The organism is Pseudotabrizicola sp. 4114 (genome assembly GCF_031457365.1).
GTDB lineage: Bacteria > Pseudomonadota > Alphaproteobacteria > Rhodobacterales > Rhodobacteraceae > Pseudotabrizicola.
The window spans coordinates 273625-298690 of the sequence record NZ_JAVDWP010000001.1 but is presented as its reverse complement, the minus strand read 5'-3'; the positions used below and the strand labels follow the sequence as shown (position 1 = coordinate 298690).

The window sequence follows — 25066 nt, the reverse complement described above, 5'->3', positions numbered from 1 at the left end:
CACAGTCGGAGGAAAGATGAGTATTTTTGCCAAGATGAAAGGGCGGGTCCATGCTGAGGCTTGAAAAGAGGCCCTCGCCCAGCCGGTTCTGGCAAGGGGCGACCCCGGTGCTGGCGGTGGTGCTAACGATGATCGCGGGCGGGCTGATGTTCGCCGCGCTGGGCAAGAACCCGTTCGAGGCGATCCGCACGATCTTTTGGGATCCGTTGTTTCATCCACAGTTCGCCAGCTATTCGCGGCCGCAGCTGCTGGTCAAGGCCGGGCCACTGATCCTGATCGCGATCGGCCTGTCGCTGGGCTTCCGCGCCGGGATCTGGAACATCGGGGCCGAGGGTCAGTACATCATGGGCGCGCTGTTTGGCGCGGGTGTGGGACTGGCATTTTACCCCGCCGAGCATTGGTTCATCTTTCCGCTGATGGTGGTGGCGGGGGCGTTCGGGGGCTGGATCTGGGCAATGATCCCGGCGATTTTGCGCACGAAGTTCAACACCAATGAAATCCTTGTCAGTCTGCTGATGGTCTATATCGCGCAGAACTTCCTGTCGTCGATGTCGCTGGGCCTGCTGCGCAACCCCGAGGGCGGCGGCTTTCCGGGCAGCCGGAACCTGAGCCAGTACCCTGCCGCGTCCAACCCCGAGCTGATTGCCGGCACCGGCCTGCACTGGGGGGTGATTGCGGCGTTCATGGCGGTGATCGCGGCCTATATCCTGCTGCAGCGCCATATCCTTGGCTTTCACATCAAGCTGGCCGGGCAGGCCCCGCGGGCGGCGCGCTATGCCGGGGTGAACCCGACCGGGCTGGTGCTGCTGTGCATGGGTATTTCCGGGGCGCTGGCCGGGCTTGCGGGCCTGTTCGAAGTGGCAGGGCCTGCGGGGCAGATCAGCATTGATTTCAACGTGGGCTATGGCTTTACCGCGATCATCGTGGCCTTTCTGGGGCGGCTGAACCCGATCGGCATTCTGCTGGCGGGGCTCTTGATGGCGCTGACCTATATCGGCGGCGAGCTGGCGCAGTTCATGCTGGGTCTGCCTGCGGCGGCCATTCAGGCGTTTCAGGGGATGCTCTTGTTCTTCCTGCTGGCCGTTGATCTGCTCAGCAATTACCGCATTCGCCCTGCCCTGAAAAAGGAGGCTATCTGATGTTCGGAGGGATTGATCCGGCGCTGCTGATCTCGGCGCTGATGGTGGCTTCGGTGCCGATCATACTGGCCGCCATCGGCGAGCTGATCGTGGAGCGCGCCGGGGTGCTGAACCTTGGGGTCGAGGGCATGATGATCATGGGCGCAGTCTGCGGCTTTATCGTCTCGGTCCAGTCGGGCAGCGCGGTGCTGGGTTTTGTCGGCGGCGCGCTGGGCGGGGCGGCGATGGCGCTGATCTTCGGGCTGCTGACGCAGTTTCTGCTGGCCAATCAGGTGGCCTCGGGCCTTGCGCTGACGCTGTTCGGGCTGGGGCTGTCGTCCTTGATGGGGCAAAGCTTTGTCGGTATCCGCCCCCCCGCCACCGGGGCGGTGCCGCTGGGCCCGCTGGCGGATATCCCGTTCTTTGGCCGGGTGCTGTTCAGCCATGACTGGGTGGTCTATGCCTCCATCGCCTCGGTCGCGGCGGCATGGTGGGTGCTGAAAACCACGCGCACCGGGCTGATCCTGCGGGCGGTTGGGGAGAGCCATGATGCGGCGCATGCGCTTGGCTACAAGGTGCGCCGGATCCGCATGCTGGCGATCCTGTTTGGTGGCGCGATGGCCGGTCTGGGCGGGGCCTATATCAGCATGGTCCGGGTGCCGCAGTGGACCGATGGCATCACCTCAGGGGCGGGCTGGATTGCGCTGGCGATTGTGGTCTTTGCCGCATGGCGTCCGTGGCGGGCGCTGGTGGGTGCCTATCTTTTTGGCGGAATCTCGGTGCTTCAGCTTAATCTGCAGGCGGCTGGGGCGCGTATTCCGGTCGAATACTTGTCGATGTCACCGTATCTGATAACCATTCTGGTGTTGGTCATCATGTCATCCGGTCGTGGCAAGGCGGCGTTGAGTGCCCCCGCAAGTCTGGGCAAGAATTTCCACGCCTCACGCTAGGGGCACATATCAAACCGGGGCCAGACAACGGCACCCTTCAGGGAGACGACAATGAATCGCAGAACACTTCTCGCCACGGCAGCGCTGGGTCTTGGCCTTGCCTTTGGCGGTGCCGCAAGCGCGCAGGGCATGGACAAGGTCAAGGCCTGCTTTGTCTATGTCGGGCCGATCGGCGATCTTGGCTGGACTTATCAGCACCATCAGGGCGCGCTGGAACTGGTCGAGACCTATGGCGACAAGGTCGAGATTGCCTATCAGGAAAACGTGCCCGAAGGCGCCGATTCCGAACGGGTGCTGACCCAGATGGCCCTGTCAGGCTGCAACATCATCTTCACCACCTCGTTCGGCTATATGGACCCGACCAACACGGTCGCGGCCAAATTCCCCGACATCAAGTTCGAACATGCGACCGGCTACAAGCGCGACCATGCCAACGTGTCGACCTACAACGCCCGCTTCTATGAGGGCCGCGCGATTCAGGGCCATATCGCGGGTAAGATGACCAAAACCAACAAGATCGGCTACATCGGCTCGTTCCCGATCCCCGAGGTGGTGATGGGCATCAACAGCTATTACCTGCACGCCAAAAAGGTGAACCCCGATGTCGAGCTGTCGGTGGTCTGGGCCTTTACCTGGTTTGATCCGGCAAAAGAGGCCGATTCTGCCAAGGCGCTGATTGATCAGGGCGTTGATGTGATCGCGTCGCACACCGATTCGACCGCACCGCTGGCCGAAGCTGCAAAGACCAATGGCGCGGTGATCGGCTTTGGTCAGGCGTCGGACATGGCCGATTACAAGCCAAGCCCGCGGGTGTCGTCGATCATCGACAACTGGGCTCCTTACTACGTGAAGCGGGTTGGGCAATTGCTGGATGGCACCTATGAACAGGTCGACAGCTGGGCCGGCATTCCCGAAGGCGAGGTCGAGATCGGCGAGATCACCGATGCGATCCCCGCCGAGCTGAAGGCCGAGGCCGAGGCGATGCGCGATGCGATTGCAGCGGGCACCTATCACCCGTTTACCGGGCCGATCAACAAGCAGGACGGGACCGCATGGCTGGCCGAAGGCGCGGTTGCACCGGATGGCGACCTGCTGGGCATGAACTTCTTTGTCGAGGGCATTTCGGGCGACATTCCGAAGTGATCTTGTGATCTGATGCTGAAAAGGCCCGTGCTGTGCGCGGGCCTTTTTCTGTGCATCCGGGTTTTGATGCATCCGGGCCGGTTTCCCCGGTAAAATGTCGCCGGGGGTATGCCCTTTGGCGCGTGTGCCCGGTATCTGTGCGACTGGACTGGTTTTAGGGGGATACGGGCGATGGATGCAGATGTGGTGATCATTGGCGGCGGCATTGCCGGGGTGTCGCTGGCGGCGCGGCTGGCGCCCTTCGCCTCGGTGCTGCTGCTGGAGGCCGAACCTGTCCTGGCGCACCACGCCTCTGGCCGGTCGGCGGCGCTGTACGAGCCGCGCTATGGCAGCCCGGCGGTGGTCGAGCTGTCGCTGGCCTCAGGCGGGTTTTTCCATGAGGCCGAGGGGATCCTGTCGCCGCGCGGGTTGCTGATGGTGGGCGGCGCGGGCCATGCCGCTGCCTTTGCCACCGAGTCGGCAGCCATGGGGCTCGAACCGCTGACGGTGACGGAGGCCTGCGCCATGGTGCCGGTGCTGGACCCGGCGGCGGTGACGTTGGCGGCCTTTTCGCCCGATGCCTGGGACATCGACACCGACCGGCTGTTGCAGGGCTTTGCCCGCACCGCCCGGTCAGCGGGGGCTGTTCTGCGCACGGGGGCTCCGGTGACAGCGATTGGCCGTCGCGGCGGGCTGTGGCAGCTGACCACGGCGCAGGGTCCGGTCACGGGCCGCGTGCTGGTGAATGCCGCCGGGGCCTGGGTGGACCGGGTGGCGCAGATGGCGGGGGTGCGGCCCTTGGGCTTTACGCCCTATCGCCGGTCGATGGCGCGCATCCCGGCACTGGATGGCATGAATGTGGCCCGCTGGCCGATGATCTTTGGCGCGGGCGAAAGCTGGTATGCCAAACCCGATGCCGGGGCGCTGATCGTGTCCCCCGCCGAAGAGCACGCGGCCGCGCCGCATGACGCCTGGGCCGATGATATGGTGCTGGCCGAAGGGCTGGCGCGCTATGAACAGATGGTGACCGCGCCGGTGACGCGGCTGTTGTCCAGCTGGGCGGGCCTGCGCACCTTTGCCCCCGACCGCAGTCTGGTGATCGGGGCGGATCTGCGGGAGCCGTCGTTCTTCTGGCTGGGGGGACAGGGCGGACAGGGGTTTCAGTCCTGCCCCGCTGCCAGCCAGCTGGCAGCCGACCTGATCCTCGGGCGCGCACCTGACCTGGCGGCAGATCTGGTGCAAGCGCTGTCGCCGGCGCGTTTTGGCGCGTAACGGGGCGATCCGTCACGCGCCAAAACGCCCCGGCGGAGTTTTGCCAGACCGGATCGGGCCTGCGCGCATTTCCTCTGGTGACACCACGCCGGATTTCCGGCACCTTTGCCCGATGAAACCAATCCTTGCCCTGCTCCTCGCCCTGTCGCTCGCTGCCTGTGGCGGTCCCCGCTCTGCCCCGCGTGACGCGGGCCCGCCGCCGCCTGCCGGGGCGGTCATTTCCCCCAATTTCGGCGACCGCAAGCCGCATCCGTGGGATGGGCGCGCGCCATCGGCCTATGCGGTTCATGGCACCGACACCTCCCGCTATCAGCCGCCGGTGGACTGGCGCACGGCGCGGGCGAACGGGGTCAACTTTACCTTCGTCAAAGCGACCGAAGGGGCCGACGATGCCGACCCGATGTTCCGCGAGCATTGGACTGCCGCGCGCGCGGCCGGGGTGGCGACAGGGGCCTATCACTTCTGGTATCACTGCGCACCGGGCCGGGCGCAGGCGCAGAATTTCATCCGGCGGGTACCAAAGGCTGCAGGAGCCTTGCCGCCAGTGCTCGATCTGGAATGGACACCGTTTTCGCCGACCTGCACCCGCCGCCCGCCGCAGGCCGAACTGCTGGCCGAGGCGCAGGTGTTCATCGACACCGTGGCCCGGCACTATGGCCAGATGCCGCTGGTCTATGTCAGCCCCGACATCTTTCATGCGCGGGAATTGTGGCGGCTGCGCGGGGTGGAGTTCTGGGTCCGCTCGGTCGCGAACCACCCGTCAAAGGTCTATCCGGGCACGCGCTGGACGTTCTGGCAATATTCCGGCACCGGCCAGATTCCCGGCAAAGCGGGCGATGGCGACCTGAATGTGTTCTCAGGCAATGCCGCCGAGTGGCGCGACTGGCTGGCGCGGCGCGCCCATCGCTGAACCCTGCCCAACCCCTGGGGCTCTGCCCCAGACCCCGGGATATTTTTGCCAAGATAAAAGCGGATCGGGCCTTTATCTTGGTTCAAATATCCCGGGTAGCTCATCGGTTTCGCCATCGGTCCGAGAAACCGATGAGCTGGGGGGCTGGCCCCCGGCGGGTTCAGCCATCAATCCGGATGCGGGCGTTCGCGGGATCGAAGGGGCTGTCCTCGACCACCACGGCATCCCATTCCTGCAGCATCATTTTCACCTTGAGCTTCGTGCCGACCTCGGCCAGATCGGGGCGGACATAGCCCATGCCGATCTGCTTGCCAAAGGCCACCGAATAGCCGCCCGAGGTCAGACGCCCGATCTTCTCGCCGTTCAGCAGCAGCGCCTCTTTGCCCCATGGGTCGCAGTCTTCGGGGCCGTCGATCAGCAGGGTGCAGCATTTTGAGCGGATGCCGGTGGCCAGCATGGCGGTTTTGCCCTGAAACTCTTTCGACAGATCAACAAAGCGGTCGAGCGCGGCCTCCAGCGGCGTGGCGTCACGGCCCAGCTCGTTGCCAAAGGCGCGGTAGGATTTTTCCTGCCGCAGCCAGTTTTGTGCCCGCGCGCCGACCAGTTTCATGCCGTGTTTTTCGCCCGCTTTCAGCAACAGCTCCCACAGGTGGCGCTGCATCTCGATCGGATGGTGCAGCTCCCAGCCCAGCTCACCGGTATAGGCCACGCGAATGGCGCGGACCGGGACCATGCCGAGCTCGATATTGCGCATCGTGAGCCAGGGGAAGCGCTTGTTGGACAGCACGGTTTCCGGGGCGGAGTCCTTCACAATCTCCTGCAGGATCTTGCGGGCGTTTGGCCCGGCCAGCGCAAACACGCCCCATTGGGTGGTCACATCGTGGATGTCGATATGGCCGAACTCCGGCGCTTTATCCTCGGCGCATTTGCGCAGGTAATCGCTGTCGTAATCGGTCCATGCGCCCGCTGACACCAGATAGTATTCATCCTGCGCCAGCCGCACGATGGTGTATTCGGTGCGGGTGGTGCCGGTAGGAGTCAGCGCATAGGTCAGGTTGATACGACCGACGGCGGGCAGTTTGTTGCAGGTGAACCAGTCAAGGAACTGCGTCGCCCCCGGCCCGCGCACCAGATGTTTGGTAAAGGCGGTGGCGTCGATCAGACCGGCGGTTTCGCGGATCGCCCTGGCCTCGTCCACCGCATATTGCCACCACGCGCCACGCCGGAACGACCGGGCGTTGTGGTCGAAATCTTCCGGCGCGTCCTTGGGGCCGTAATAGATCGGGCGTTCCCAGCCGTTCACTTGCCCGAACTGCGCGCCAAGCGCCTTTTGCCGGTCATAGACCGGGGCGGTGCGCAGCGGGCGGGCGGCTTCGCGTTCTTCATCGGGGTGGTGCAGGATGAAGACATGCTCATAGCATTCCTCATTCTTGCGGGCCGAATACTCGGTGGTGATCCATTGGCCATAGCGGCGCGGGTCAAGGCTGGCCATGTCGATCTCGGCTTCACCTTCGGTCATCAGCTGCGCGAGGTAGTGGCCGGTGCCGCCTGCGGCGGTGATGCCAAAGCTGAAGCCTTCGGCGATCCACATGTTGCGCAGGCCGGGCACCGGGCCGACCAGCGGGTTGCCATCGGGGGTATAACAGATCGGGCCGTTGAAATCATCCTTCAGCCCCACGGTTTCCGACGACGGCAGCCGGTGGATCATCGACATGTATTCCGCCTCGATCCGCTCCAGATCCAGCGGGAACAGGTCGGCGCGGAACGATTGCGGCACGTCATAGAGGAAGCGGGCGGGCGCATTGCGCTCATACGGCCCCAGAATCCAGCCGCCACGCTCTTCGCGGACGTACCACTTGGCATCAGCGTCGCGCAGGACCGGGTGTTCGGGGTTGCCCGCCTTGCGCCAGGCCACCAGCGCCGGGTCGGGTTCGGTGACGATATACTGGTGTTCCACCGGGATCGCGGGCAGTTTCACGCCCAACAGGCGGGCGGTGCGTTGCGCGTGGTTGCCGGTGGCGGTGACGACGTGCTCGGCGTGAATTTCAAACGTCTCATCGCTGGCGACCAGATTGCCGCCCTGTTCCACCATGCGCGCACAGGTGACGATCCACTCCGACCCGGTCCAGCGATAGCCGTTGACCTGAACCTTCCGCTCAATCGTGGCCCCGAACTGCCGCGCGCCTTTGGCCATGGCCTGCGTCACATCGGCCGGATTGATGTAGCCGTCCTGCGGATGATAGAGCGCGCCGACCAGATCTTCGGTATTCAAAAGCGGCCAGCGGTCCTTCATCTGCGCGGGCGTCAGAAATTCGTGGTAGACCCCGGCGGTTTCGGCCACCGAGGAATACAGCATGTATTCGTCCATCCGCGCCTGATGCTGCGCCATCCGCAGGTTGCCGACCACGGCAAAACCCGCGTTCAGGCCGGTTTCCGCCTCCAGCGCCTTGTACAGATCGACCGAGTATTTGTGGATATGGGTTGTCGCATAAGACATGTTGAACAGCGGCAGCAACCCGGCCGCGTGCCATGTTGACCCGGCCGTCAGCTCGTCGCGTTCAACCAGCATCGTATCCCAACCCGCCTTTGCCAGATGATAGGCGATGCCGTTTCCGACGGCACCGCCACCGACAACAAGCGCTTTGACATGAGTTTTCATTGGGCGACTCCGGGAATGACGTTTCAAGCCATCAATGCCCGATCACGGCGCGGGCGGGCAATATCCCCCGACCTTTGACAGACGAAAACGACATTGGTGGATGACAGGGCACGGTTGGCATCCGCGCAGGGGCTGCTGCAGAAGTCTGACAAGCCCCCTGTCCGGATCTGATCCGCACTCTGAAACCCGGCGCGAACGCAATTGGTCCCTTTGGGTTCCGTGCGGGGCACAAAAACAAAATCGGCACCATTTCTGGAACACATCGCGGTGTGGGGTGTTTGTTGTTCATACCGACGGCAGAGAGGGTCGCCCAAATGACCAATCCGCTGCTGTCTACGCATGAACAGGAGACGACCATGAAAAAGCTCTTTGGAACATCCGCGCTCGTGATGGCTATGGCCATGCCGGCCTTTGCGCAAGACGCCACAACCCCGCCTGCTGAGACCATGCCAGCCGAAACCATGCCTGCGGAAACTGCACCGGCTGAAACCATGCCAACGGATGGCGCGATGGATACCTCTTCGCCCTACCTTGAAGGCGTCAACAATGGTGTCCGTGCCTCTGACTTCATCGGCAAGACCATTTACGTGACCGAACAGGACACTTCGACCATGCCGGTTGAAGCGCTTGCTGCGGCGGATGCGGCGTGGGAAAACGCCGGTGAGATTTCTGACATGATCATCACCCTCGACGGTGAAACTCAGGTCGTGCTGGCAGATTTCGGTGGCTTCCTCGGGATCGGTCAAAAGACCGTTGCCCTGTCGATGGACGATCTGGTGATGGTACCGGACTCGAGCAGCGCAGATGACTATTTCATCGTCTTCCACGGCTCCCGTGCCGAACTGGAAGGTGCGCCAGAGTTCAACCCGGATATGGTGTTCGCAGCCGAGCCGGTTGACGCCACCATGGCTCCGGCTGACGGAACCGCGCCGATGGCCCCGGTCGATGGCATGGCTGTCGATGGTACTGCAACAACCGATCCGGCGCTGACCCCGTCCGCTGACGGCACGATGGCCACCGATGGCACAGCTGCCGATGGCACGATGGCGACCGACGGCACCGTTGCTGACGGCACGATGGCCACCGATGGCATGGTCGCCGATGGCGAGATGGTTGATCTCAGCACGATGACCGAATCCGATCTGATCGGTATGCGTGTGGTCGGGCTGAATGACGAGGATGTCGGCGAAATCAGCGCCGTTGCGATCGCTGCCGATGGTGCCATCGAAGGTGCCGTGGTCGATGTTGGCGGTTTCCTCGGGATCGGCGAACGTCGTGTTGCCCTCGGCTCCGAAGCCCTGAGCATTGTGCGCAATGCTGGTGGCACGATCGACTATTTCCGCGTGACGATGACGCAGGAACAGCTGGAAACCCTGCCCGAATATCAGGGCTGATCCTCCGCTGCAGGTTAGTAGATTAAGAGTGCCGGGCGGGGTGGTGAAAACCACCCCGCCCTTTTTCATACCGTCAGCCCGTCAACTTGCGCCCACGTGCTGTGGTGCCGGCAAAGATCAGGGCGGCGACGACAATCACCGACGGACCGGCAGGCGTATCCTGCCAGAGCGACAGTTGCAGCCCGCCAAGCGCCGAAACCGCGCCGATCAGAATGGCAAGGCCCGCCATCATCTCGGGCGTCCGCGACAACCCCCGGGCGGCAGCGGCGGGCACGATCAGCATCGCGGCAATCAGCAAGGCACCGACCACCTTGATCGCCACTGCAACCACGATTGCCAATGCAACGGTCAGCACCAAACGTTCGCGGTCCGGGTTCAGCCCGCTGGCATGCGCCAGATCCTCATTCAAAGTGGCGGTCAGCAGCGCTTGCCAGCGCCAGGCCAGCAGCGCCAGAACCACCACCGCCCCGCCCCAGACAAAGGCCAGATCGCCCCGGCTGACGGCCAGAATATCACCGAACAGCCAAGCCGACAGGTCGGTGCGCACCCCCGGCACGAACGACACCGCCACCAGACCAAAGGCCAGCGCCGAATGCGCCAGCACCCCCAGCGTGGTATCCATCGCCCAGCCCTTGGCCGCCAGCGTGGCGACGGTGACGGCCATGGCCAGCGATACCACCATGATGCCAAAGCCCACCGGCAGATCGGTGGCCAGCGCCATCGCCACGCCCAGAATGGCCGCATGGGCCGTTGCATCGCCGAAGTAAGCCATCCGTCGCCACACGACGAATGATCCCAAAGGCCCGGTGGCAAGCGACAGGCCCACCCCGGCAAGGGCGGCACGGGTCAGAAAATCGTCAAACATGGCTGTGATCGTGTGTGTGAGGGGGATGGTCGTGGCTGTGGTCGTGGCTGTGGTCATGATCGTGCATGTGATCATGGTCATGGACGTGTTGATACAGCGCCAGCGCGCCCTTGGTCCCCAGACCGAACAGCGCGCGGTATTCCGGGGCTGATGACACCACATGCGGCGTGCCTTCGCAGCAGACATGGCCATTCAGACAGATCACCCGGTCGCTGGCCGCCATCACCACATGCAGGTCATGGCTGACCATCAGCACCGCCACGCCGCTGGTGGCGCGCACATCCTCGATCAGCTGGTAGAACCCGGCCTCGCCCGGCTGGTCCAGCCCTTGCGTCGGTTCGTCCAGCACCAGCAGCTGCGGGTCGGACAGCAGGGCACGGGCCAGCAACACGCGCTGCAACTGGCCGCCTGACAGGCTGGCCATCTGCAGCGCTTCAACCGAGGGCACGCCAACCCGCGCAAGCGACCGGCTCGCCGCCGCATCGCTGACACGGACCGGCAGCGACAGAAAGCGGCGGACGGTCATCGGCAGGCTGCGGTCCAGCGCCAGACGCTGCGGCACATAGCCGATGCGCAGGCCCGCTGCGCGCTGCACCCGTCCCTGCGCCACCGGCACGATGCCCAGCAACGCCCGCAACAGCGTGGACTTGCCCGAGCCGTTCGGGCCGACGATGGTGACAATCTCGCCCGGCTTTACCGCCATGGTGACATCATGCAGCACTTCTGCCCCGCCAAAGCGCACGCAGATATTGTCAGCGCGGATCAGCCCCATCATGCCCCCACGCGGCAGGCGGGGCACAGCCCCAGCGCCTCGATGTTCGACCGCTCGACCACAAACCCGATGTCGGCGGCGGCGGCATCCAGCGCCGACCGCACCGCTGCCGCCGGGGCCTCGGCCACCATGTCGCAGGATTTGCAGATCAGAAAGGCCGGAGCATGGGCCTCGCCCGGATGCATGCAGGCGGCAAAAGCATTCAGGCGGCGGATGCGGTGGGCAAAGCCCTGTTCCACCAGAAACTCCAGCGCCCGGTAGGCAACCGGGGGCTGGTTGCCAAAGCCGTCAGCCGCCAGCCGTTGCAGCACGTCATAGGCCCCCATCGCCTTGTGGCTTTCCAGCAGAATCTCCAGCACCCGGCGGCGCACCGGGGTCATCCGCGCGCCAGAGGCCACGGCCAGAGCTTCGGCCCGCTCCAGCACATCCGCCGCGCAATGCGCGTGGTCATGGCTGGCAAAGGCCAGATCGGGCGTGGCGCAGCCGGGGCAGTCATCCCCGGCAGGTCCATGGGAATGATCGCCCTTTGCATGGTCATGCGGCACAGCGGACTCCTCTCGGGTTGACCAGTTATGATATAACATAGATAAGGCGCACAGAGACGTTCAGAAAGGCCTATCCGATGCGTTATATCATATCCCTTCTCTTGGCCAGCACCGCCCTGCCCGCCGCCATCCTGCCTGCCATGGCCGAGGTGCCGCGGGTGGTGACCGACATCCCGCCGGTGCATTCCATTACGGCGCAGGTCATGGGCGATCTGGGCCAGCCCGAGCTGTTGCTGGATCGCGGCGCCAACGCCCATAGCTATCAGCTGCGCCCCAGCCAGGCCGCGAGTCTGGCCAATGCCGGGCTGGTCGTGTGGATCGGGCCGGAGATGACCCCCTGGATGGAGCGCGCACTGGACGGGCTGTCACCCGATGTGCCGCGCCTTGGGCTGCTCGCGGCAAAGGGCACGCACCGTCAGGACTATGGCGACACCAGCGCCCATGATCATGGCGATGAAGGTCATGACCATGATCATGCCGAAGAAGCCCACGGCGAAGATCATCACGCACACGATGACCACGCGGACGATCATGCCGAAGGTCATGATCATGACGCCGACGATCACGCCGGGCATGACCATGGCGAAGACGACCACGGTCATGCCGAAGAGGCAAAGGCCGATGACCACGCCGGGCATGATCATGACGACCACGACGGCCATTCCCACTCCGGGGTTGACCCGCATGCCTGGCTTGACCCGGCGAATGCCTCGGTCTGGGCCAGCACAATCGCGGCCGAACTGTCGCGGCTGGACCCGGAGAACGCGGCGACCTATGCAGCCAATGCCGAGGCCGCCAAAGCCCGGTTTGCCGCACTGGACGGCGAGCTTGCGGCCACCCTCGCCCCGATCGCGGACAAACCTTTTGTCGTCTATCACGATGCCTACGGCTATTTCGCCAGCCATTACGGGCTGACCGTGGCCGGGTCGGTGGCACTGGGCGATGCCAGCTCGCCCGGTGCGGCGCGGCTGCGGGAATTGTCGCAGACCGTTGCGGGCAATGGCGCGCTGTGTCTGTTCCCCGAAACCCAGCATGACCCGGCGCTGGTCACGCAGATGGCCGATGGCACCCCGGCCCGGATCGGCGCAGCGCTGGACCCCGAGGGCAGCACCATCGAGCCCGGCCCAAAGGCTTACGACGCCCTGATGCGGGCGCTGGCAACCAACCTCGTGGCCTGCCTGAACGGTTGACGCACGCGTCTTGCCGAGAGCAAAGGGGCCGGGTCTGCACCCGGCCCCATCGGTAAGGACTTACCCCTCGACCCCGCCCTGCCCCGTCGCGCGGAACCAGCGGATGATGGCAAGGCGTTCCTCGGGTTCCATATAGCTCAGGTTGCCCGGCGGCATCGCGTGGCTGACCCCTGCCTGCATGTAAATGCGCCGCGCCTCATGCGCGATCTGAGCCGGCGTTTCCAGCACCACGCCCTTGGGCGGCCAGAGCATCCCGTCCCACGACGGCTCCGCCGCGTGGCACATGCTGCAACGGCCCTGCACGATGCCCACCACATCGTCAAACCCCGCTGCCGCCGCATGCTGCACCGCTGCCCCCGACAGCGCGGCCTCTGGCTCCGGAACCGTGCGCAGCGGCGCGGTCGAGAGCCATGCGATCAGCAGGAACAGAATGGCGGTGACGCCCCATGTCCAGTGCGGATTGCCCTTGCGCGCATGCTGGCTGTTGAACCAGTGCCGGATGGTCACCCCCATCAGGAACACCAGCGACGCGATGATCCAGTTATACTCAGTCGCAAAGATCAGCGGGTAATGGTTCGAAAGCATCAGGAAAATCACCGGCAGCGTCAGATAGTTGTTATGCGTGCTGCGCTGCTTGGCAATCTTGCCGTACTTCGGGTCCGGCTTGCGCCCGGCTTTCAGGTCGGCCACCACGATCCGCTGATTGGGCATGATGACCATGAACACATTCGCGCTCATGATCGTGGCGGTGAACGCCCCCAGATGCAGCAGCGCGGCACGGCCCGAAAACACCTGCGTATAAAACCACGACATGCCCACCAGCACCACGAACAGCGCCACCATCAGCACGGTCTGATCGGCATTCACGAACACCCGGCACAGGGTGTTATAGACCAGCCAGCCAAAGGCGAGCGACGCCAGCGAGATCAGAACCGCCTGCCAGACGGCCAGTTCCATCACCTGCGGGTCGATCAGGAACATCTCGGCCCCCAGATAATAAACCAGCACCAGCATGGCAAAACCCGACAGCCAGGTGGCGTAGCTTTCCCATTTGAACCAGGTCAGATGCTCGGGCATCATCTCGGGGGCGACCAGATATTTCTGGATGTGGTAGAACCCGCCGCCATGGACCTGCCATTCCTCGCCATGCGCCAAGGGCGGCAGGCTGGGGGTCTTGCGCAGGCCCAGGTCGAGCGCCACGAAATAGAACGAAGATCCGATCCAGGCGATGGCCGTGATCACATGCAGCCAGCGCACGCCGATCTCGACCCATTCCCACATCACCGCCAGATCATACATCGTCAGTCCCCTCGTCTGCCCTTTGGCACAAACGCTATACCGCCCGGGCATCTTCTGTTAATCCTGCGAAATGCCGGATCACTTTCAAATCCGGCAATATAATGGGATGTGCCCAGATGTCCTACGTCAATACCATCCGCATGTTTGTCCGTGTCTATGAATTGGGCAGCATGAGCGGGGCGGCGCGCGATCAGCGCACCTCGCCCGCTGTGGCTTCGGCCCGAATCTCGGAACTGGAAAAGCACCTCGGCGTGCGGTTGTTCAACCGCACCACGCGCAGCCTGCAACCGACCGAGAACGGGCGCATCTTTTACGAAGGCGCGGTACGGATACTGGAGGCGATCGAGGATGCTGAATCTGCGGTGATGGATGTCACGCAGAACCCGCGCGGCACGATCTTTGTCGCGGCCCCCTTGGGCATCGGGCGGCGGTTCATCGCGCCGCATGTGCCGACGTTCAAGGACCTCTATCCGCAGATCGAGGTGCGGTTGCGCCTGTCGGACCGCGGCGTCGATGTGGTCAGCGAAGGCATCGACGTGGCGTTTCATCTGGGGATACTGGAGGACAGCACGCTCAAGGTCCGCCTGATCGCCGATTGCCACCGCATCCTGTGCGCCGCCCCTGAGTACATCGCGCGGCGGGGGATGCCGACCGATGGCGCGGCGCTGGTCGCTGACCGGCATGATTGCCTGAACCTGCGCTATCCGGGGGCCAAGGAATTTCAGTGGACCCTGACCACCCCCGAAGGCCCGCGCCGGTTTGAAATCTCCGGCCCCTACGAATCCGATGATGGCGATGTGCTGACGCAATGGGCGCTCAGCGGGCGGGGGATCGTGATGAAGCCGCAGTTTGAAGTGGCCGACCACCTGCGGGCGGGCACGCTGGTGCCGGTGGCGGTGGCCACCCCGCCGATTGCGGTGCAACTGTCGAGCCTCAGCCAGCACCGCCGGCTGAAAGACCCCAAGGTGCGGCTGTTCACCGATTACATGGCGGCCAAGATCAAGGAAGAGCTGCGCCGCGCGATTGACGGCTGATCCGGGCGGCCGCAGAAACGCAAAGCGCCCGCGCCATCTGGCGCGGGCGTTTCAGCACAAAGAGCCGGTTACTGGATCTGCTGGCCGTTCACAAAGATCGACCCGCCTTCCCGCGCCTCGATCTTCGATGTCAGCACATCATCGCCTTCGGGCTTGCCGAACATCGCCATCATCATCCGCGCGCCCATGGCATCCTCTTCGGTGATGACGCCCAGTTTGATCATCGCGTCGATCACCTTGTTGCCGCCTTCAAGCCGCACATCGGCGGTGCCGATTGGCAGCGGCGGGCCACCTGCGGCGACCATCGAGTTGTCAAAGGTGAACGCCCCGGTGCCGGTCGCGACCGCCCCCAGCGCCTTGAGCGACAGCGCGCGGATATCAAGCGTCAGAAGCTCTGGCATCGCGGCTGGCTCGGTGCCGGCCTCACCGGCCACGATCAGATCGAGCATGTCGATCTTTGCCTCACCGCCCAGATCGAGCGCCAGATCCAGCGGCCCATGTTCCAGCACGGAAGTCGGGTCAATCATGCCCCATCCGGCTTCATCCACCACCAGATTTTCAAGCTTCAGCTCAAGGCCATACTCCCCGGCCTCGTCGCCGGTGACAATCGGCATGCCAAGGCCCAGCACAAAGGCCCCGGTCGATGCATTCACCGGGGTCGGCACCATTGGCGGGCGCAGGGTCAGCTCCATGCCTTCGACACTGGTGGCAACATCGAATTCATCGGCATTCATGGTGACCGAGGTAACACCCGGCTCTGCCACAAAGACCATGCTCATCGGCAGCATCGGGTTGTTGTCGGTCATGTCGCCCTTGGAGACACCTTGCGTCGCCTCCAGCGTCACCCCCAGACCGGCCCGCACCGCTGCAACAAAGGCTTCGGTGTTTTGCAGCGACATCAGGTCGATGCCTTCGGGCAGCGTCAGCTCGCCGGTCATCACCAGATCGGCGGTGTCGCTGGTCTGCGCCCCGTCGATGCCAAGCGCCGGGTCTTTTTGCTTGATGTCATAGACCAGCTGATCGACCGACATTTCCATCCCAAGCGCGTCAACGCCGCGCGTGTAACGCCCGCCGACCGAGATCAGGCTGAAATCGCCGTCAAAGGTGCTGTCGCCGTCAACGACATTGACCACCACGTTCAGGCTGTCGGCATCAAGGCCATAGCCCAGACCGCCCGCATCCTCGAACGCGCTGACCGACAGCTCTTCGTGGTTGATCACCACATTGGCCGGTCCGGTGTTCTGCAATTTGATCTCGCCGGGGAAAAAGGCGACGCTGCCGTCGTCCTGCTCGACAATCGACACTTCGGAAATCGTGGCAATGGCGGGCTTGCCGTCGGGCGCGATGGTCACGCCATTCAGCGTCAGTTCACCATCCCCCGGCACTTCGGTCGCCACCGTGATCTTCATCCCGCCGGAAACGGCGGCGGCCTGCAGATCGGCCCAGACCTGATCGACGGTCAAGGCCGCCTGCGCCGTGCCACACATCAAAAACGCCATCACCGGCGCTGTCATCAATACATTGGTCCTGAGCATCCAACTCTCCCGGAAAACTGCTGTCGTTATTGCGCGACAAAACCGCTTTTAACCGCCGAGCGCAAGGTCAGGTTTCAGATACCCGGGTCAGCTGCCCCGGTAGGTGGAATAGGCAAAGGGCGAAATCAGCAGCGGCACGTGATAGTGCTGATCGGCATCCGGCACGCCAAACCGGATCGGAATTTCGTTTAAAAACAACACCTCACCCGTCGATTGCCCGGACGCGCGCAGATAATCCCCCGCAAAGAACACCAGCTCATAAGTGCCGGTCTTCAGCGCATCACCGGCAAGAAGTGGCCCATCGGTGCGCCCGTCAGCATTGGTCACAACCTCGGCAATCTTCATGTGCGCATTGCCACTGACCCGGTAGAGCCAGATTTTCACCCCTGCCGCCGGTTTGCCCAATGCCGTATCCAGCACATGTGTTGAAAGCCGCCCCATCGTCCACTCCCTGATCGGTTCCGGCTTGCATCACAGCACGAAACGGGGGCCGATACGACCATGTCATCACAGAATATGTCTTTCGCGAATTTCTTGATAAAACGCGGGTAATTTACCGCCTATCCTGCGGCAATGCTTGAAAGTGAGGTTTCCCGGTGAACCGCTACCCCCGAGATTTTCGCGGCCATGGCCCCGACGCCCCCGATGCAAGGTGGCCGGGCGGCGCAAAGATCGCCATCTCTCTGGTGCTGAACTATGAAGAGGGCGGCGAGAACAACCTGCTGCACGGCGATGCCCAGTCCGAGGCATTCCTGTCCGACATCGCCGGGGCCGCGCCCTGGCCGGGGCTGCGGCACTGGAACATGGAATCGATCTATGACTATGGCGCACGCGCCGGGTTCTGGCGGCTGCACCGCCTGTTCACCGGGCGCGACCTGCCGGTCACCGTGTACGGCGTCACCAGCGCGCTCGCGCGCAACCCCGAGCAGGTGGCGGCGATGCAGGCAGCGGGCTGGGAAATCGCCAGCCACGGCTTGAAATGGGTCGATCACCGCGACATGCCCGAGGATGAGGAGCGCGCCCAGATCGCCGAATCCTTCCGCCTGCATGAAGAATTGACCGGAGCCCCGCCACAAGGCTGGTACACCGGGCGCTGCTCAATGAACACGGTGCGCCTGACGGCAGAGACCCACAAACTGGCGTGGATTTCCGACACCTATGACGACGACCTGCCCTACTGGCGCGAGGTGGGCGAGCATGACCAACTGGTCATTCCCTACACGCTGGAGGCCAATGACATGCGCTTTGCCACAGCGCCGGGCTATATCACCGGCGGCCAGTTCTTTGACTATCTCAAGGACAGCTTTGATACCCTTTATGCCGAAGGCACCGAGGGCCGGGCCAAGATGTTTTCCATCGGGCTGCACAACCGCCTGGTCGGGCGACCGGGCAAGATCGCGGGTCTGCAACGCTTCCTCGACTATGCTCAGGGGCACGCGGGCGTCTGGTTCCCCCGCCGCATCGACATCGCCCGGCACTGGGCGGCGACCCATCCGCACCAGCGCTTCGAGCGGCCCAGCCAGATGGACCGCGCGCGCTTTGTCGCGCGTTTCGGCGGGATCTTCGAACATTCGCCATGGATCGCCGAACGCGCCCATGACCTCGAACTCGGCCCGGCGCATGATTCCGCCATTGGCATTCACTCTGCCCTGACCCGGATGTTCCGCAGCGCCAGCCCCACGGAAAAGCTGGCGGTGCTGACCGCCCACCCCGATCTGGCCGGCAAACTTGCCGCCGCCAAGCGGCTGACGCCGGAGTCCACCGCTGAACAGGCCAGTGCCGCGCTGGATGCGCTGACCGATACCGAGCGCGCGACGTTTCAGCAGCTGAACACCGACTATGTCGAAAAACACGGCTTTCCCTTCATCATCGCCGTGCGCGATCATGACAAGGACAGCATCCTCGCGGCCTTCACCGCGCGCATCGCCAATGACACCGCCACCGAATTCACCACCGCCTGCGCACAGGTGGAACGCATCGCTTTCCTGCGGCTGAAAGATACCCTGCCATGACCCAATACTATTCCCCCCCCGGTGGCCTGCCGCCGCAAACCCAGCTGATGACCGGGCGCGCGGTGTTCACCCCGGCCTATGCTTTTATCCCAAAAGGGTGCTTTTCCGACATCGTCACCAGCGCGCTGCCCGGCTGGACCCGCACCCGGCTGTGGCTGATCGCGCGGCCAATGTCGGGATTTTCCGAAACCTTCAGCCAATATGTGATGGAGGTCGCACCCGGCGGCGGCTCTGACGCACCAGACCCCGAGGAAGGCGCAGAGCACTGGCTGTTCTTCACCGATGGCCTTGCCACCCTGACCATCGACGGACAGGGGCATGAGCTGGACGCGGGCGGCTATGCCTATATCCCCGCAGGCCGCCGCTGGACCCTCTTGGCCGAGGGCAATACGCCCGCCCGCTTTCACTGGCTGCGCAAGCTGTACGAACCCGCCCCCGGCGTCGCAAAGCCTGATCCGATCCTGATCAACGAACGCGATGTGCCCGTGTCCTTCATGCCCGACACCAACAACGTCTGGGGCACCACCCGCTTTGCCGACCCCGCTGATCTGCGCCATGATGCCCATGTCAATATCGTGACCTTCCAGCCCGGCGGCACCATCCCGTTTGAAGAAACCCATGTGATGGAACACGGGCTTTACGTGTTGCAGGGCAAGGCGGTCTACAAACTCAATCAGGACTGGGTCGAGGTCGAAGCCGGCGATTTCATGTGGCTGCGCGCCTATTGCCCGCAGGCCTGCTATGCCGCAGGCCCCGGCCCGTTCCGCTATCTTCTTTACAAGGACGTGAACCGCCACGCCAGACTGCGTGGCCCCGGTGCCTTCGGCAGCCCGCGCTGACCCCGCCGATGGAGGATGCGGCAGCCGGTCGTTACGCCATCCGTCCAAGAAACCACTGGCTAGGGGGCTGCCCCCCAGCCTCCATCAGCCAAAAGGCGCACCCGATGCAGGTCATCACCCCGGCCCCCCTCACCGCGACGGCCTTCGCCCCCTATGGCGACATCCTCGACGCCACCGGCGATTTCCGGCTGATCAACGAAGGGATGTGCCAACGCCACCACGACCGCGCCAGCCTCGATTTCGGACCCGAAGGCCGCGCCGGGATCTCGGTGTTTCAGGCCACCCCCCGCGCCCTGCCCTATACGTTCGACCTGATCGAACGTCACCCCGACGGCTCGCAGGCCTTTGTCCCGATGACCCAGCACCCGTTTCTGGTGATCGTAGCCGATGGCCCCGATGCCACGCCGCTCGCCTTCCTGACCAATGGCGCGCAGGGCATCAACCTGCGGTGCGGCGTCTGGCATGGGGTGCTGACCCCGCTGCACGCCCCCGGATTGTTTGCGGTGATCGACCGGATCGGCCCGACGCCAAACCTGCAAGAACACCGCTACAGCGACAGCTGGACGGTTCTCGCGCCCTGACGCGGGCAACGCCCCTGCGCTACAGCTTCAGATCATAGGTGACCCACGGCGTGCGCGTGGCCACCTGATCATAAAGCCCCCGCGCGCGGTAGTTGGTCTCTGCCGTGATCCAGCGGATCACCGTCCAGCCCCGGCGACGGCCCTCGGCCTCGACCCCGGCGATCAGCGCCGCCGCAGCCCCGCTGCCCCGCGCGCCCGGATCGACAAACAGATCATCCAGAAAGCCGCCGGTGCTGGCGGCAAGCGGCCGCGCAAAGGCGCGGAAATGCGCCAGCCCCAGCACCTGCCCCGCCCGCTCCGCCACCAACGCGCCCACCTCATGGCCCGGATCATGGATCCAGCCCCAGACCCGCGCGCGCATCTCCTCGGTCTGCTCAACCCCGTAAAACCCGGCGTAACCGGCATAAAGCACCGACCACGCAGCAAAGTCGGCGGGTTCAGGCTTGCGGATCTGCATCATCCTCTCCTTTTTCACGTAGCGAACAGTCCCCGGCCCAAAAGGCGGACGCCTCCGGCGGGAGTATTTGGCAAGCAGCAAAACCTGTCAGGCATTGCTGCTTGCCAAATACTCCGGGGGTTTGGGGGCAGCGCCCCCATCAGCGGAGCCAAGGGCCAAAGGGCCCGCAGGCGACACAAAGGCTTGCGCGCTCAGGCGCGCTCAATCAGATCACGTCAGGGCAGATCCCGCCGGGATCACCCCATCCGCAGGGCGACATCGAGCATCCGGTTCGAGAATCCCCATTCGTTGTCATACCAGCCAAACACCCGCAGCATCCCGCCCCGCGTCACCCGCGTCTCCGGCGTGGCCATGATGATGCTTTCGGGCCGGGCGCGCAGGTCGGTCGAGACCAGCGCCCGGTCGGTCACGCCGATGACACCCCCCGCCGCGTGAAACCCCGCATTCGCCGCCGCCGCCGTCACCGGCCGCGCCGTCATCACCGCCAGATCAATGCAGGACACGCTGGCCACCGGCACCCGCACCGCCGAGCCTTCGATCCGCCCGGCGATGTCGGGCAGAACGTGATCCAGCAGACGCGAGGCGCTGGTGGTGGTCGGCACCATCGACAGCGCCGCCGCACGCGAGCGCGCATAATCCGCCGCCGGGGCATCGACCGTCGGCTGGCTGCCGGTATAGCAATGGATCGTCGTCATCGACCCGGTGACCACGCCCCACTCGCGCTGGATCAGCCGCACCAGCGGCGCCAGCGCATTGGTGGTGCAGGACGCATTCGACACGATGGCCTGATCCTCCAGCGCCTCATCATTCGCGCCCAGCACCACCGTCACCTCTGCCGCCTGCGACGGCCCCGAGACCAGCACCCGCCGCGCCCCGGCGCGCAGGCCGCGTGCGGCCACGTCATGACTGTCTGCCCGCCCGGTGCATTCCATCACCACATCGACGCCACGCAGATCCAGGCCCGACAGATCCCCCGCCCGGTGCAGCGGGATCGCTTTCCCGTTTACAACCAAATCCCCGTTTTCAAGGCCAATCGTGCCGCGCCAGGGGCCGAACACGCTGTCATATTCGAACAGATGGGCGCACATCTCGGGCGCTGCGATATCGTTGATCCCCACCACCTCCAGCCCCGGCCACTGCGCCGGGGCCAGGGCCCATGCCCGAAGGACCGAGCGCCCGATCCGGCCAAATCCGTTGATGAAAACCCGCATGATGCCCCCTTGACGTGTCGCAGGATCACCACGCGCCCGCGCCACACGCAAGCGCAGCTTTGTCACCCGGACAAGGTTTCCCGCTCAGATCTCAACCACCGCGCCCTGCCCGCGCTCCACCGCGCGGCGCACCGCCATCGCCGCCACCGCCAGATCCTGCAAGCCAACGCCGGTGCCATCAAACAGCGTCACCTCTTCCGCCGTCTTCCGCCCCGGATGCCTGCCGGTGATCACATCGCCCAAAGGCGTGATCGCCGTCGCATCCAGCAGGCCCAAAGCCACCGCATGCTGCGCCTCACCAATCGACACCGCCTGCGCGATCTCGTCGGCAAAGACCGCAGCCCGGCCCAGCAGCGCCGGTTCCACCTCTTGCTTGCCGCGTGTGTCGGTGCCCATGCACGCCAGATGGGTGCCGGGGCCAACATGCCGGTCCAGCAGGCTAGTGACGGGGGAGGAGGTGATGGTCACGATCACCTCCGCCTCGACCATCCGCTCCAGCGGCACCGCCTCGAACGGCAGGCCCAGCTCGGCGGCAATCGCGCCCAGCCGGTCCAGCCGCTCCGGGTTCCGGTTCCAGCCGATCACCCGCTCAAACGCCCGCACCCGCGCCGCCGCGCGCAGCTGAAACCCGGCCTGATGCCCGGCCCCCACCATGCCCAGCACCCGCGCATCGCGCCGCGCCAGCCGGTCGATGGAAATGGCGCTTGCCGCCGCCGTCCGCAACGCGGTCAGCAAGCCACCGCCGACCATGGCGGTGGGCCGCCCGGTCTCCGGGTCGAACAGAAACACCGTTGACTGATGGTTGATGATCCCGCGCGCCGCATTGCCGGGAAAGTAACCCCCGGCTTTCACCCCCAGCTGCCCGCCGACCCGGTCCAGCCCCGACTTGAACCCGTACTGCCGCCCCTCGCCCAAGGCTTCGCGCACCACGTCGAAGTTATACGCCTCGCCGCGCGCCATGGCCGCGAACACCGCCTCGACCGCCGCAAAGGCATCCTCAGCCGACACCAGCCCCGCAATCAGCGCTTCCGGTACAATCCTCATGCCCGCACCCCACATGCCCGCACCCACGTCATGACGTTTGCCATACCCGCGCCAGACGCGGGCCAGACGCAAACCCTATGGTCAATTTGCATCCTCAATACGCCTTGCCCCGCGCAGAAACCGGCCAGACCACTTCCACGCGGCCCCCCCGCACGCCCACATACCAGTCATGCACATTGCAGGTCGGGTCACAGTGTCCGGGCACCAGCCGCAGCTTGTCATTGACCTTCAGCACGCCCTGCGGGTCATCGACCACACCATGCTCATCGCTGCATTTGACATATGTGACATCGGTCCGGCCAAAGATCACCGGCAGCCCGGAATCCACCGATTGCGCCTTCAACCCGGCATCCACAATCGCCTTGTCGGGCTTTGCATGGGACATGACCGAGGTCAGGATGAACAGCGCATTCTCCCACTCGCCCTGGTCAATCCGCTTGCCGTCCTTGTCCAGAATCCGGCCATAGTCGGCATCCATGAACGCATAGCTGCCGCATTGCAACTCGTTGTAAACCCCTGAATTGCTTTCAAAATAATAGCTGCCGGTACCGCCGCCGCCCACGATGTCGCACTCCAACCCCACGGCCTTCAGCCCGTCCACCGCATCCTTCACCTGCGCCACGGCAAGGTCGATCTTCGCCTTGCGATCCTCGTAGCTGTCCATGTGCTGCATCGCCCCCTGATAGGCCTGCAACCCGGCGAATTTCAGCCCCGGCGCGCCGTCAATCGCCTGCGCAATCGCCACCACCTCCGGCGTGGTCTTGACCCCGCAGCGCCCGGCGCCGCAGTCAATCTCCACCAGACACTCAATCGTGGTCCCATGCCGCACCGCCGCCGCTGACAGGTCGGCCACGTTGTCCAGCATATCAACGCAAACGATTGTTCTTGCACCCAATTTCGGCAACCGTGCCAGCCGGTCGATCTTGGCCGGGTCGCGCACCTGATTGGAAACCAGCACATCCCTGATGCCACCCCGGGCAAAAACCTCGGCCTCAGACACCTTCTGGCAACACACCCCGCAAGAGCCGCCCAGGGCCTCCTGCAACTTCGCCACATCGACCGATTTGTGCATCTTGCCATGCACCCGGTGCCGCATGCCATGGGCGCGGGCATAGTCGCCCATCTTCTTGATATTACGCTCCAAAGCGTCCAGATCTAGCACAAGGCAAGGGGTCTGGATATCCGCCTCATCCATCCCCGGCAGGGCCGGAATGTCATAGCCCACGTCAAGGCCCTTGAGTTCTGCGTGCGTGTTCATGTGTTACCCTTTCATCCAAGGCAAAGTGTCCAGATCGACGTTCCCCCCGGTGATAATGACGCCGACGCGCCGCCCCCGGAAAACATCCTTGTTTTTCAGTATGGTGGCCAGCGGCACGGCACAGCTTGGCTCCATCACGATCTTCATCCGCTGCCACGTCAGCTTCATCGCCTCGATGATCTCACCTTCCGTCGCGGTGAAGATATCGGCCACGTGGTTCGACACGAAATGCCACGTCAGGTCTTTCAGCGGCACCTTCAGCCCGTCGGCCACCGTCTCGGGCGCGTCATCGGCAATGATGCGCCCTGCCTTGAAGCTGCGATAGGCGTCATCGGCATTCTGCGGCTCGGCGGCATAAACATCCACCCCCGGTGCCATCGCACTCATGGTCAGGCAGGTGCCCGAGATCATGCCGCCGCCGCCAATCGGCGCGATCACACAATCCAATTCTTCAACCTGTTCAAGCAGTTCGCGCGAACAGGTCGCCTGTCCGGCAATCACGCGAGAGTCATTGTGGGGGTGCACAAACTCTCCCCCCGTCCGCGCCTGCACCTGCGCGAACACCGCCTCGCGGCTGCTGGTCGAGGGTTCGCATTCGGTGATCACCCCGCCATAGCCCCGCACCGCATCCTTCTTGGCCTGCGGGGCCGTGCGCGGCATCACCACGTTGCACGGGATCCCCCGCCGTCCCGCCGCATAAGACAGGCTCAGCGCATGGTTGCCGCTGGAATGAGTGCAGACCCCCAGCCGCGCCTGATCTTCGGTCAGCCCGAACACCGCATTGCAGGCCCCACGCACCTTGAACGCCCCGGCCTTCTGAAAGTTTTCGCATTTGAAGAACAGCTCCGCGCCCACCAACTCATTGAAATAGCTCGACGTAAGCACCGGCGTGCGGTGGATATGCGGGCGGATACGGTCATGCGCCGCGATCACATCGTCAAATGTCGGAATATACATCGGCTCCAGATCCTTCATGGTCTTGTCTTTCATCTTGGCCCA

23 protein-coding genes are annotated in these 25066 nt (G+C 64.2%); 11 read left to right on the top strand and 12 right to left on the bottom strand.

Going from position 1 to position 25066, the window contains the following annotated elements; translation table 11 throughout:
- The first annotated feature begins 50 nt into the window (after nt 1-50).
- The 5 genes from J2X53_RS01485 to J2X53_RS01465 all read left to right on the top strand — a co-directional run bounded on the left by J2X53_RS01485 (nt 51) and on the right by J2X53_RS01465 (nt 5372).
- A complete protein-coding gene (locus J2X53_RS01485) occupies nt 51-1139 on the top strand; it encodes an ABC transporter permease (protein WP_349035711.1) in 1089 nt (362 codons plus the stop codon).
- Nucleotides 1139-2068 carry an ABC transporter permease gene (locus J2X53_RS01480; protein WP_349035710.1) on the top strand — a complete coding sequence of 310 codons (930 nt, stop codon included), beginning with the start codon at nt 1139-1141 and terminating at the stop codon, nt 2066-2068. Before J2X53_RS01485 ends, J2X53_RS01480 begins: the two co-directional genes overlap by 1 nt.
- Before the next feature lie 51 nt (nt 2069-2119).
- Entirely contained in the window at nt 2120-3211 is a 1092-nt protein-coding gene (locus J2X53_RS01475; protein WP_349035709.1) for a BMP family ABC transporter substrate-binding protein, read from the top strand.
- 171 nt (nt 3212-3382) lie between these two features.
- Nucleotides 3383-4462 carry an FAD-binding oxidoreductase gene (locus J2X53_RS01470; RefSeq protein WP_349035708.1) on the top strand — a complete coding sequence of 360 codons (1080 nt, stop codon included), beginning with the start codon at nt 3383-3385 and terminating at the stop codon, nt 4460-4462.
- Between the two features lie 112 nt (nt 4463-4574).
- Entirely contained in the window at nt 4575-5372 is a 798-nt protein-coding gene (locus tag J2X53_RS01465) for a GH25 family lysozyme (protein ID WP_349035707.1), read from the top strand.
- 160 nt (nt 5373-5532) lie between these two features.
- Here J2X53_RS01465 and J2X53_RS01460 read toward each other — a convergent pair whose 3' ends face one another.
- Nucleotides 5533-8031 (bottom strand): FAD-dependent oxidoreductase, encoded by a 2499-nt coding sequence (locus J2X53_RS01460; protein WP_349035706.1) that lies wholly within the window; start codon nt 8029-8031, stop codon nt 5533-5535.
- Nucleotides 8032-8387: 356 nt separating this feature from the next.
- Between J2X53_RS01460 and J2X53_RS01455 the strand changes: the two genes are divergently transcribed.
- Nucleotides 8388-9425 carry a PRC-barrel domain-containing protein gene (locus tag J2X53_RS01455; protein ID WP_349035705.1) on the top strand — a complete coding sequence of 346 codons (1038 nt, stop codon included), beginning with the start codon at nt 8388-8390 and terminating at the stop codon, nt 9423-9425.
- A gap of 73 nt (nt 9426-9498) precedes the next feature.
- On the opposite strand, the gene J2X53_RS01450 is transcribed toward J2X53_RS01455, so the two are convergent.
- From J2X53_RS01450 to J2X53_RS01440, 3 genes are read right to left on the bottom strand one after another with little or no spacing between them, the layout of a single operon-like run.
- Nucleotides 9499-10290, bottom strand: coding sequence for an iron chelate uptake ABC transporter family permease subunit (locus J2X53_RS01450; RefSeq protein WP_349036276.1), 792 nt, complete (start codon nt 10288-10290; stop codon nt 9499-9501).
- Nucleotides 10283-11062 carry a metal ABC transporter ATP-binding protein gene (locus J2X53_RS01445; protein WP_349036275.1) on the bottom strand — a complete coding sequence of 260 codons (780 nt, stop codon included), beginning with the start codon at nt 11060-11062 and terminating at the stop codon, nt 10283-10285. Before J2X53_RS01445 ends, J2X53_RS01450 begins: the two co-directional genes overlap by 8 nt.
- A complete protein-coding gene (locus J2X53_RS01440; protein WP_349036274.1) occupies nt 11062-11529 on the bottom strand; it encodes a transcriptional repressor in 468 nt (155 codons plus the stop codon). Before J2X53_RS01440 ends, J2X53_RS01445 begins: the two co-directional genes overlap by 1 nt.
- A 155-nt stretch (nt 11530-11684) precedes the next feature.
- Here J2X53_RS01440 and J2X53_RS01435 point away from each other — a divergent pair, with 155 nt between their 5' ends.
- Nucleotides 11685-12797, top strand: a complete 1113-nt coding sequence (locus J2X53_RS01435; RefSeq protein ID WP_349035704.1) for a zinc ABC transporter substrate-binding protein — start codon at nt 11685-11687, stop codon at nt 12795-12797.
- A gap of 60 nt (nt 12798-12857) precedes the next feature.
- On the opposite strand, the gene J2X53_RS01430 is transcribed toward J2X53_RS01435, so the two are convergent.
- A complete protein-coding gene (locus tag J2X53_RS01430) occupies nt 12858-14096 on the bottom strand; it encodes a urate hydroxylase PuuD (RefSeq protein WP_349035703.1) in 1239 nt (412 codons plus the stop codon).
- A gap of 116 nt (nt 14097-14212) precedes the next feature.
- Between J2X53_RS01430 and J2X53_RS01425 the strand changes: the two genes are divergently transcribed.
- Complete coding sequence (locus J2X53_RS01425; protein ID WP_349035702.1) at nt 14213-15130, top strand: LysR family transcriptional regulator; 918 nt, start codon at nt 14213-14215, stop codon at nt 15128-15130.
- Between the two features lie 68 nt (nt 15131-15198).
- Here the strand turns inward: J2X53_RS01425 and J2X53_RS01420 are convergent, their stop codons facing one another.
- The gene (locus J2X53_RS01420) at nt 15199-16665 is read right to left on the bottom strand and encodes a hypothetical protein (RefSeq protein WP_349035701.1); all 1467 of its coding nucleotides are present in this window, start codon (nt 16663-16665) and stop codon (nt 15199-15201) included.
- Between the two features lie 87 nt (nt 16666-16752).
- A complete protein-coding gene (gene uraH / locus J2X53_RS01415; protein ID WP_349035700.1) occupies nt 16753-17106 on the bottom strand; it encodes a hydroxyisourate hydrolase in 354 nt (117 codons plus the stop codon).
- Nucleotides 17107-17261: 155 nt separating this feature from the next.
- Between uraH and puuE the strand changes: the two genes are divergently transcribed.
- The 3 genes from puuE to J2X53_RS01400 all read left to right on the top strand — a co-directional run bounded on the left by puuE (nt 17262) and on the right by J2X53_RS01400 (nt 20097).
- Nucleotides 17262-18677 carry an allantoinase PuuE gene (gene puuE / locus J2X53_RS01410; RefSeq protein WP_349035699.1) on the top strand — a complete coding sequence of 472 codons (1416 nt, stop codon included), beginning with the start codon at nt 17262-17264 and terminating at the stop codon, nt 18675-18677.
- Nucleotides 18674-19516 carry a bifunctional allantoicase/(S)-ureidoglycine aminohydrolase gene (locus J2X53_RS01405; RefSeq protein WP_349035698.1) on the top strand — a complete coding sequence of 281 codons (843 nt, stop codon included), beginning with the start codon at nt 18674-18676 and terminating at the stop codon, nt 19514-19516. Before puuE ends, J2X53_RS01405 begins: the two co-directional genes overlap by 4 nt.
- Nucleotides 19517-19620: 104 nt before the next feature.
- Nucleotides 19621-20097: an ureidoglycolate lyase gene (locus J2X53_RS01400; RefSeq protein ID WP_349035697.1), complete on the top strand. Its 477-nt coding sequence runs from the start codon at nt 19621-19623 to the stop codon at nt 20095-20097.
- A 19-nt stretch (nt 20098-20116) separates the two neighbouring features.
- On the opposite strand, the gene J2X53_RS01395 is transcribed toward J2X53_RS01400, so the two are convergent.
- From J2X53_RS01395 to bhcB, 5 genes are all read right to left on the bottom strand, one after another.
- Nucleotides 20117-20554 (bottom strand): GNAT family N-acetyltransferase, encoded by a 438-nt coding sequence (locus tag J2X53_RS01395; RefSeq protein WP_349035696.1) that lies wholly within the window; start codon nt 20552-20554, stop codon nt 20117-20119.
- A gap of 236 nt (nt 20555-20790) precedes the next feature.
- A complete protein-coding gene (locus tag J2X53_RS01390) occupies nt 20791-21765 on the bottom strand; it encodes a glyceraldehyde 3-phosphate dehydrogenase NAD-binding domain-containing protein (RefSeq protein ID WP_349035695.1) in 975 nt (324 codons plus the stop codon).
- Nucleotides 21766-21849: 84 nt separating this feature from the next.
- Nucleotides 21850-22809: an iminosuccinate reductase BhcD gene (gene bhcD / locus J2X53_RS01385; protein WP_349035694.1), complete on the bottom strand. Its 960-nt coding sequence runs from the start codon at nt 22807-22809 to the stop codon at nt 21850-21852.
- Between the two features lie 94 nt (nt 22810-22903).
- Nucleotides 22904-24067, bottom strand: a complete 1164-nt coding sequence (gene bhcC, locus J2X53_RS01380; RefSeq protein ID WP_349035693.1) for a 3-hydroxy-D-aspartate aldolase BhcC — start codon at nt 24065-24067, stop codon at nt 22904-22906.
- Nucleotides 24068-24070: 3 nt separating this feature from the next.
- A complete protein-coding gene (bhcB, locus tag J2X53_RS01375) occupies nt 24071-25042 on the bottom strand; it encodes a beta-hydroxyaspartate dehydratase BhcB (protein ID WP_349036273.1) in 972 nt (323 codons plus the stop codon).
- Between the last annotated feature and the right edge of the window lie 24 nt (nt 25043-25066).

Coding starts and splice junctions, on each gene's coding strand:
- J2X53_RS01485 (WP_349035711.1), top strand. CDS start 51: ATGCTGAGGCTTGAAAAGAGGCCCTCGCCCAGCCGGTTCTGGCAAGGG.
- J2X53_RS01480 (WP_349035710.1), top strand. CDS start 1,139: ATGTTCGGAGGGATTGATCCGGCGCTGCTGATCTCGGCGCTGATGGTG.
- J2X53_RS01475 (WP_349035709.1), top strand. CDS start 2,120: ATGAATCGCAGAACACTTCTCGCCACGGCAGCGCTGGGTCTTGGCCTT.
- J2X53_RS01470 (WP_349035708.1), top strand. CDS start 3,383: ATGGATGCAGATGTGGTGATCATTGGCGGCGGCATTGCCGGGGTGTCG.
- J2X53_RS01465 (WP_349035707.1), top strand. CDS start 4,575: ATGAAACCAATCCTTGCCCTGCTCCTCGCCCTGTCGCTCGCTGCCTGT.
- J2X53_RS01460 (WP_349035706.1), bottom strand. CDS start 8,031: ATGAAAACTCATGTCAAAGCGCTTGTTGTCGGTGGCGGTGCCGTCGGA.
- J2X53_RS01455 (WP_349035705.1), top strand. CDS start 8,388: ATGAAAAAGCTCTTTGGAACATCCGCGCTCGTGATGGCTATGGCCATG.
- J2X53_RS01450 (WP_349036276.1), bottom strand. CDS start 10,290: ATGTTTGACGATTTTCTGACCCGTGCCGCCCTTGCCGGGGTGGGCCTG.
- J2X53_RS01445 (WP_349036275.1), bottom strand. CDS start 11,062: ATGGGGCTGATCCGCGCTGACAATATCTGCGTGCGCTTTGGCGGGGCA.
- J2X53_RS01435 (WP_349035704.1), top strand. CDS start 11,685: ATGCGTTATATCATATCCCTTCTCTTGGCCAGCACCGCCCTGCCCGCC.
- J2X53_RS01430 (WP_349035703.1), bottom strand. CDS start 14,096: ATGTATGATCTGGCGGTGATGTGGGAATGGGTCGAGATCGGCGTGCGC.
- J2X53_RS01425 (WP_349035702.1), top strand. CDS start 14,213: ATGTCCTACGTCAATACCATCCGCATGTTTGTCCGTGTCTATGAATTG.
- J2X53_RS01420 (WP_349035701.1), bottom strand. CDS start 16,665: ATGCTCAGGACCAATGTATTGATGACAGCGCCGGTGATGGCGTTTTTG.
- uraH (WP_349035700.1), bottom strand. CDS start 17,106: ATGGGGCGGCTTTCAACACATGTGCTGGATACGGCATTGGGCAAACCG.
- J2X53_RS01405 (WP_349035698.1), top strand. CDS start 18,674: ATGACCCAATACTATTCCCCCCCCGGTGGCCTGCCGCCGCAAACCCAG.
- J2X53_RS01400 (WP_349035697.1), top strand. CDS start 19,621: ATGCAGGTCATCACCCCGGCCCCCCTCACCGCGACGGCCTTCGCCCCC.
- J2X53_RS01395 (WP_349035696.1), bottom strand. CDS start 20,554: ATGCAGATCCGCAAGCCTGAACCCGCCGACTTTGCTGCGTGGTCGGTG.
- J2X53_RS01390 (WP_349035695.1), bottom strand. CDS start 21,765: ATGCGGGTTTTCATCAACGGATTTGGCCGGATCGGGCGCTCGGTCCTT.
- bhcD (WP_349035694.1), bottom strand. CDS start 22,809: ATGAGGATTGTACCGGAAGCGCTGATTGCGGGGCTGGTGTCGGCTGAG.
- bhcC (WP_349035693.1), bottom strand. CDS start 24,067: ATGAACACGCACGCAGAACTCAAGGGCCTTGACGTGGGCTATGACATT.
- bhcB (WP_349036273.1), bottom strand. CDS start 25,042: ATGAAGGATCTGGAGCCGATGTATATTCCGACATTTGACGATGTGATC.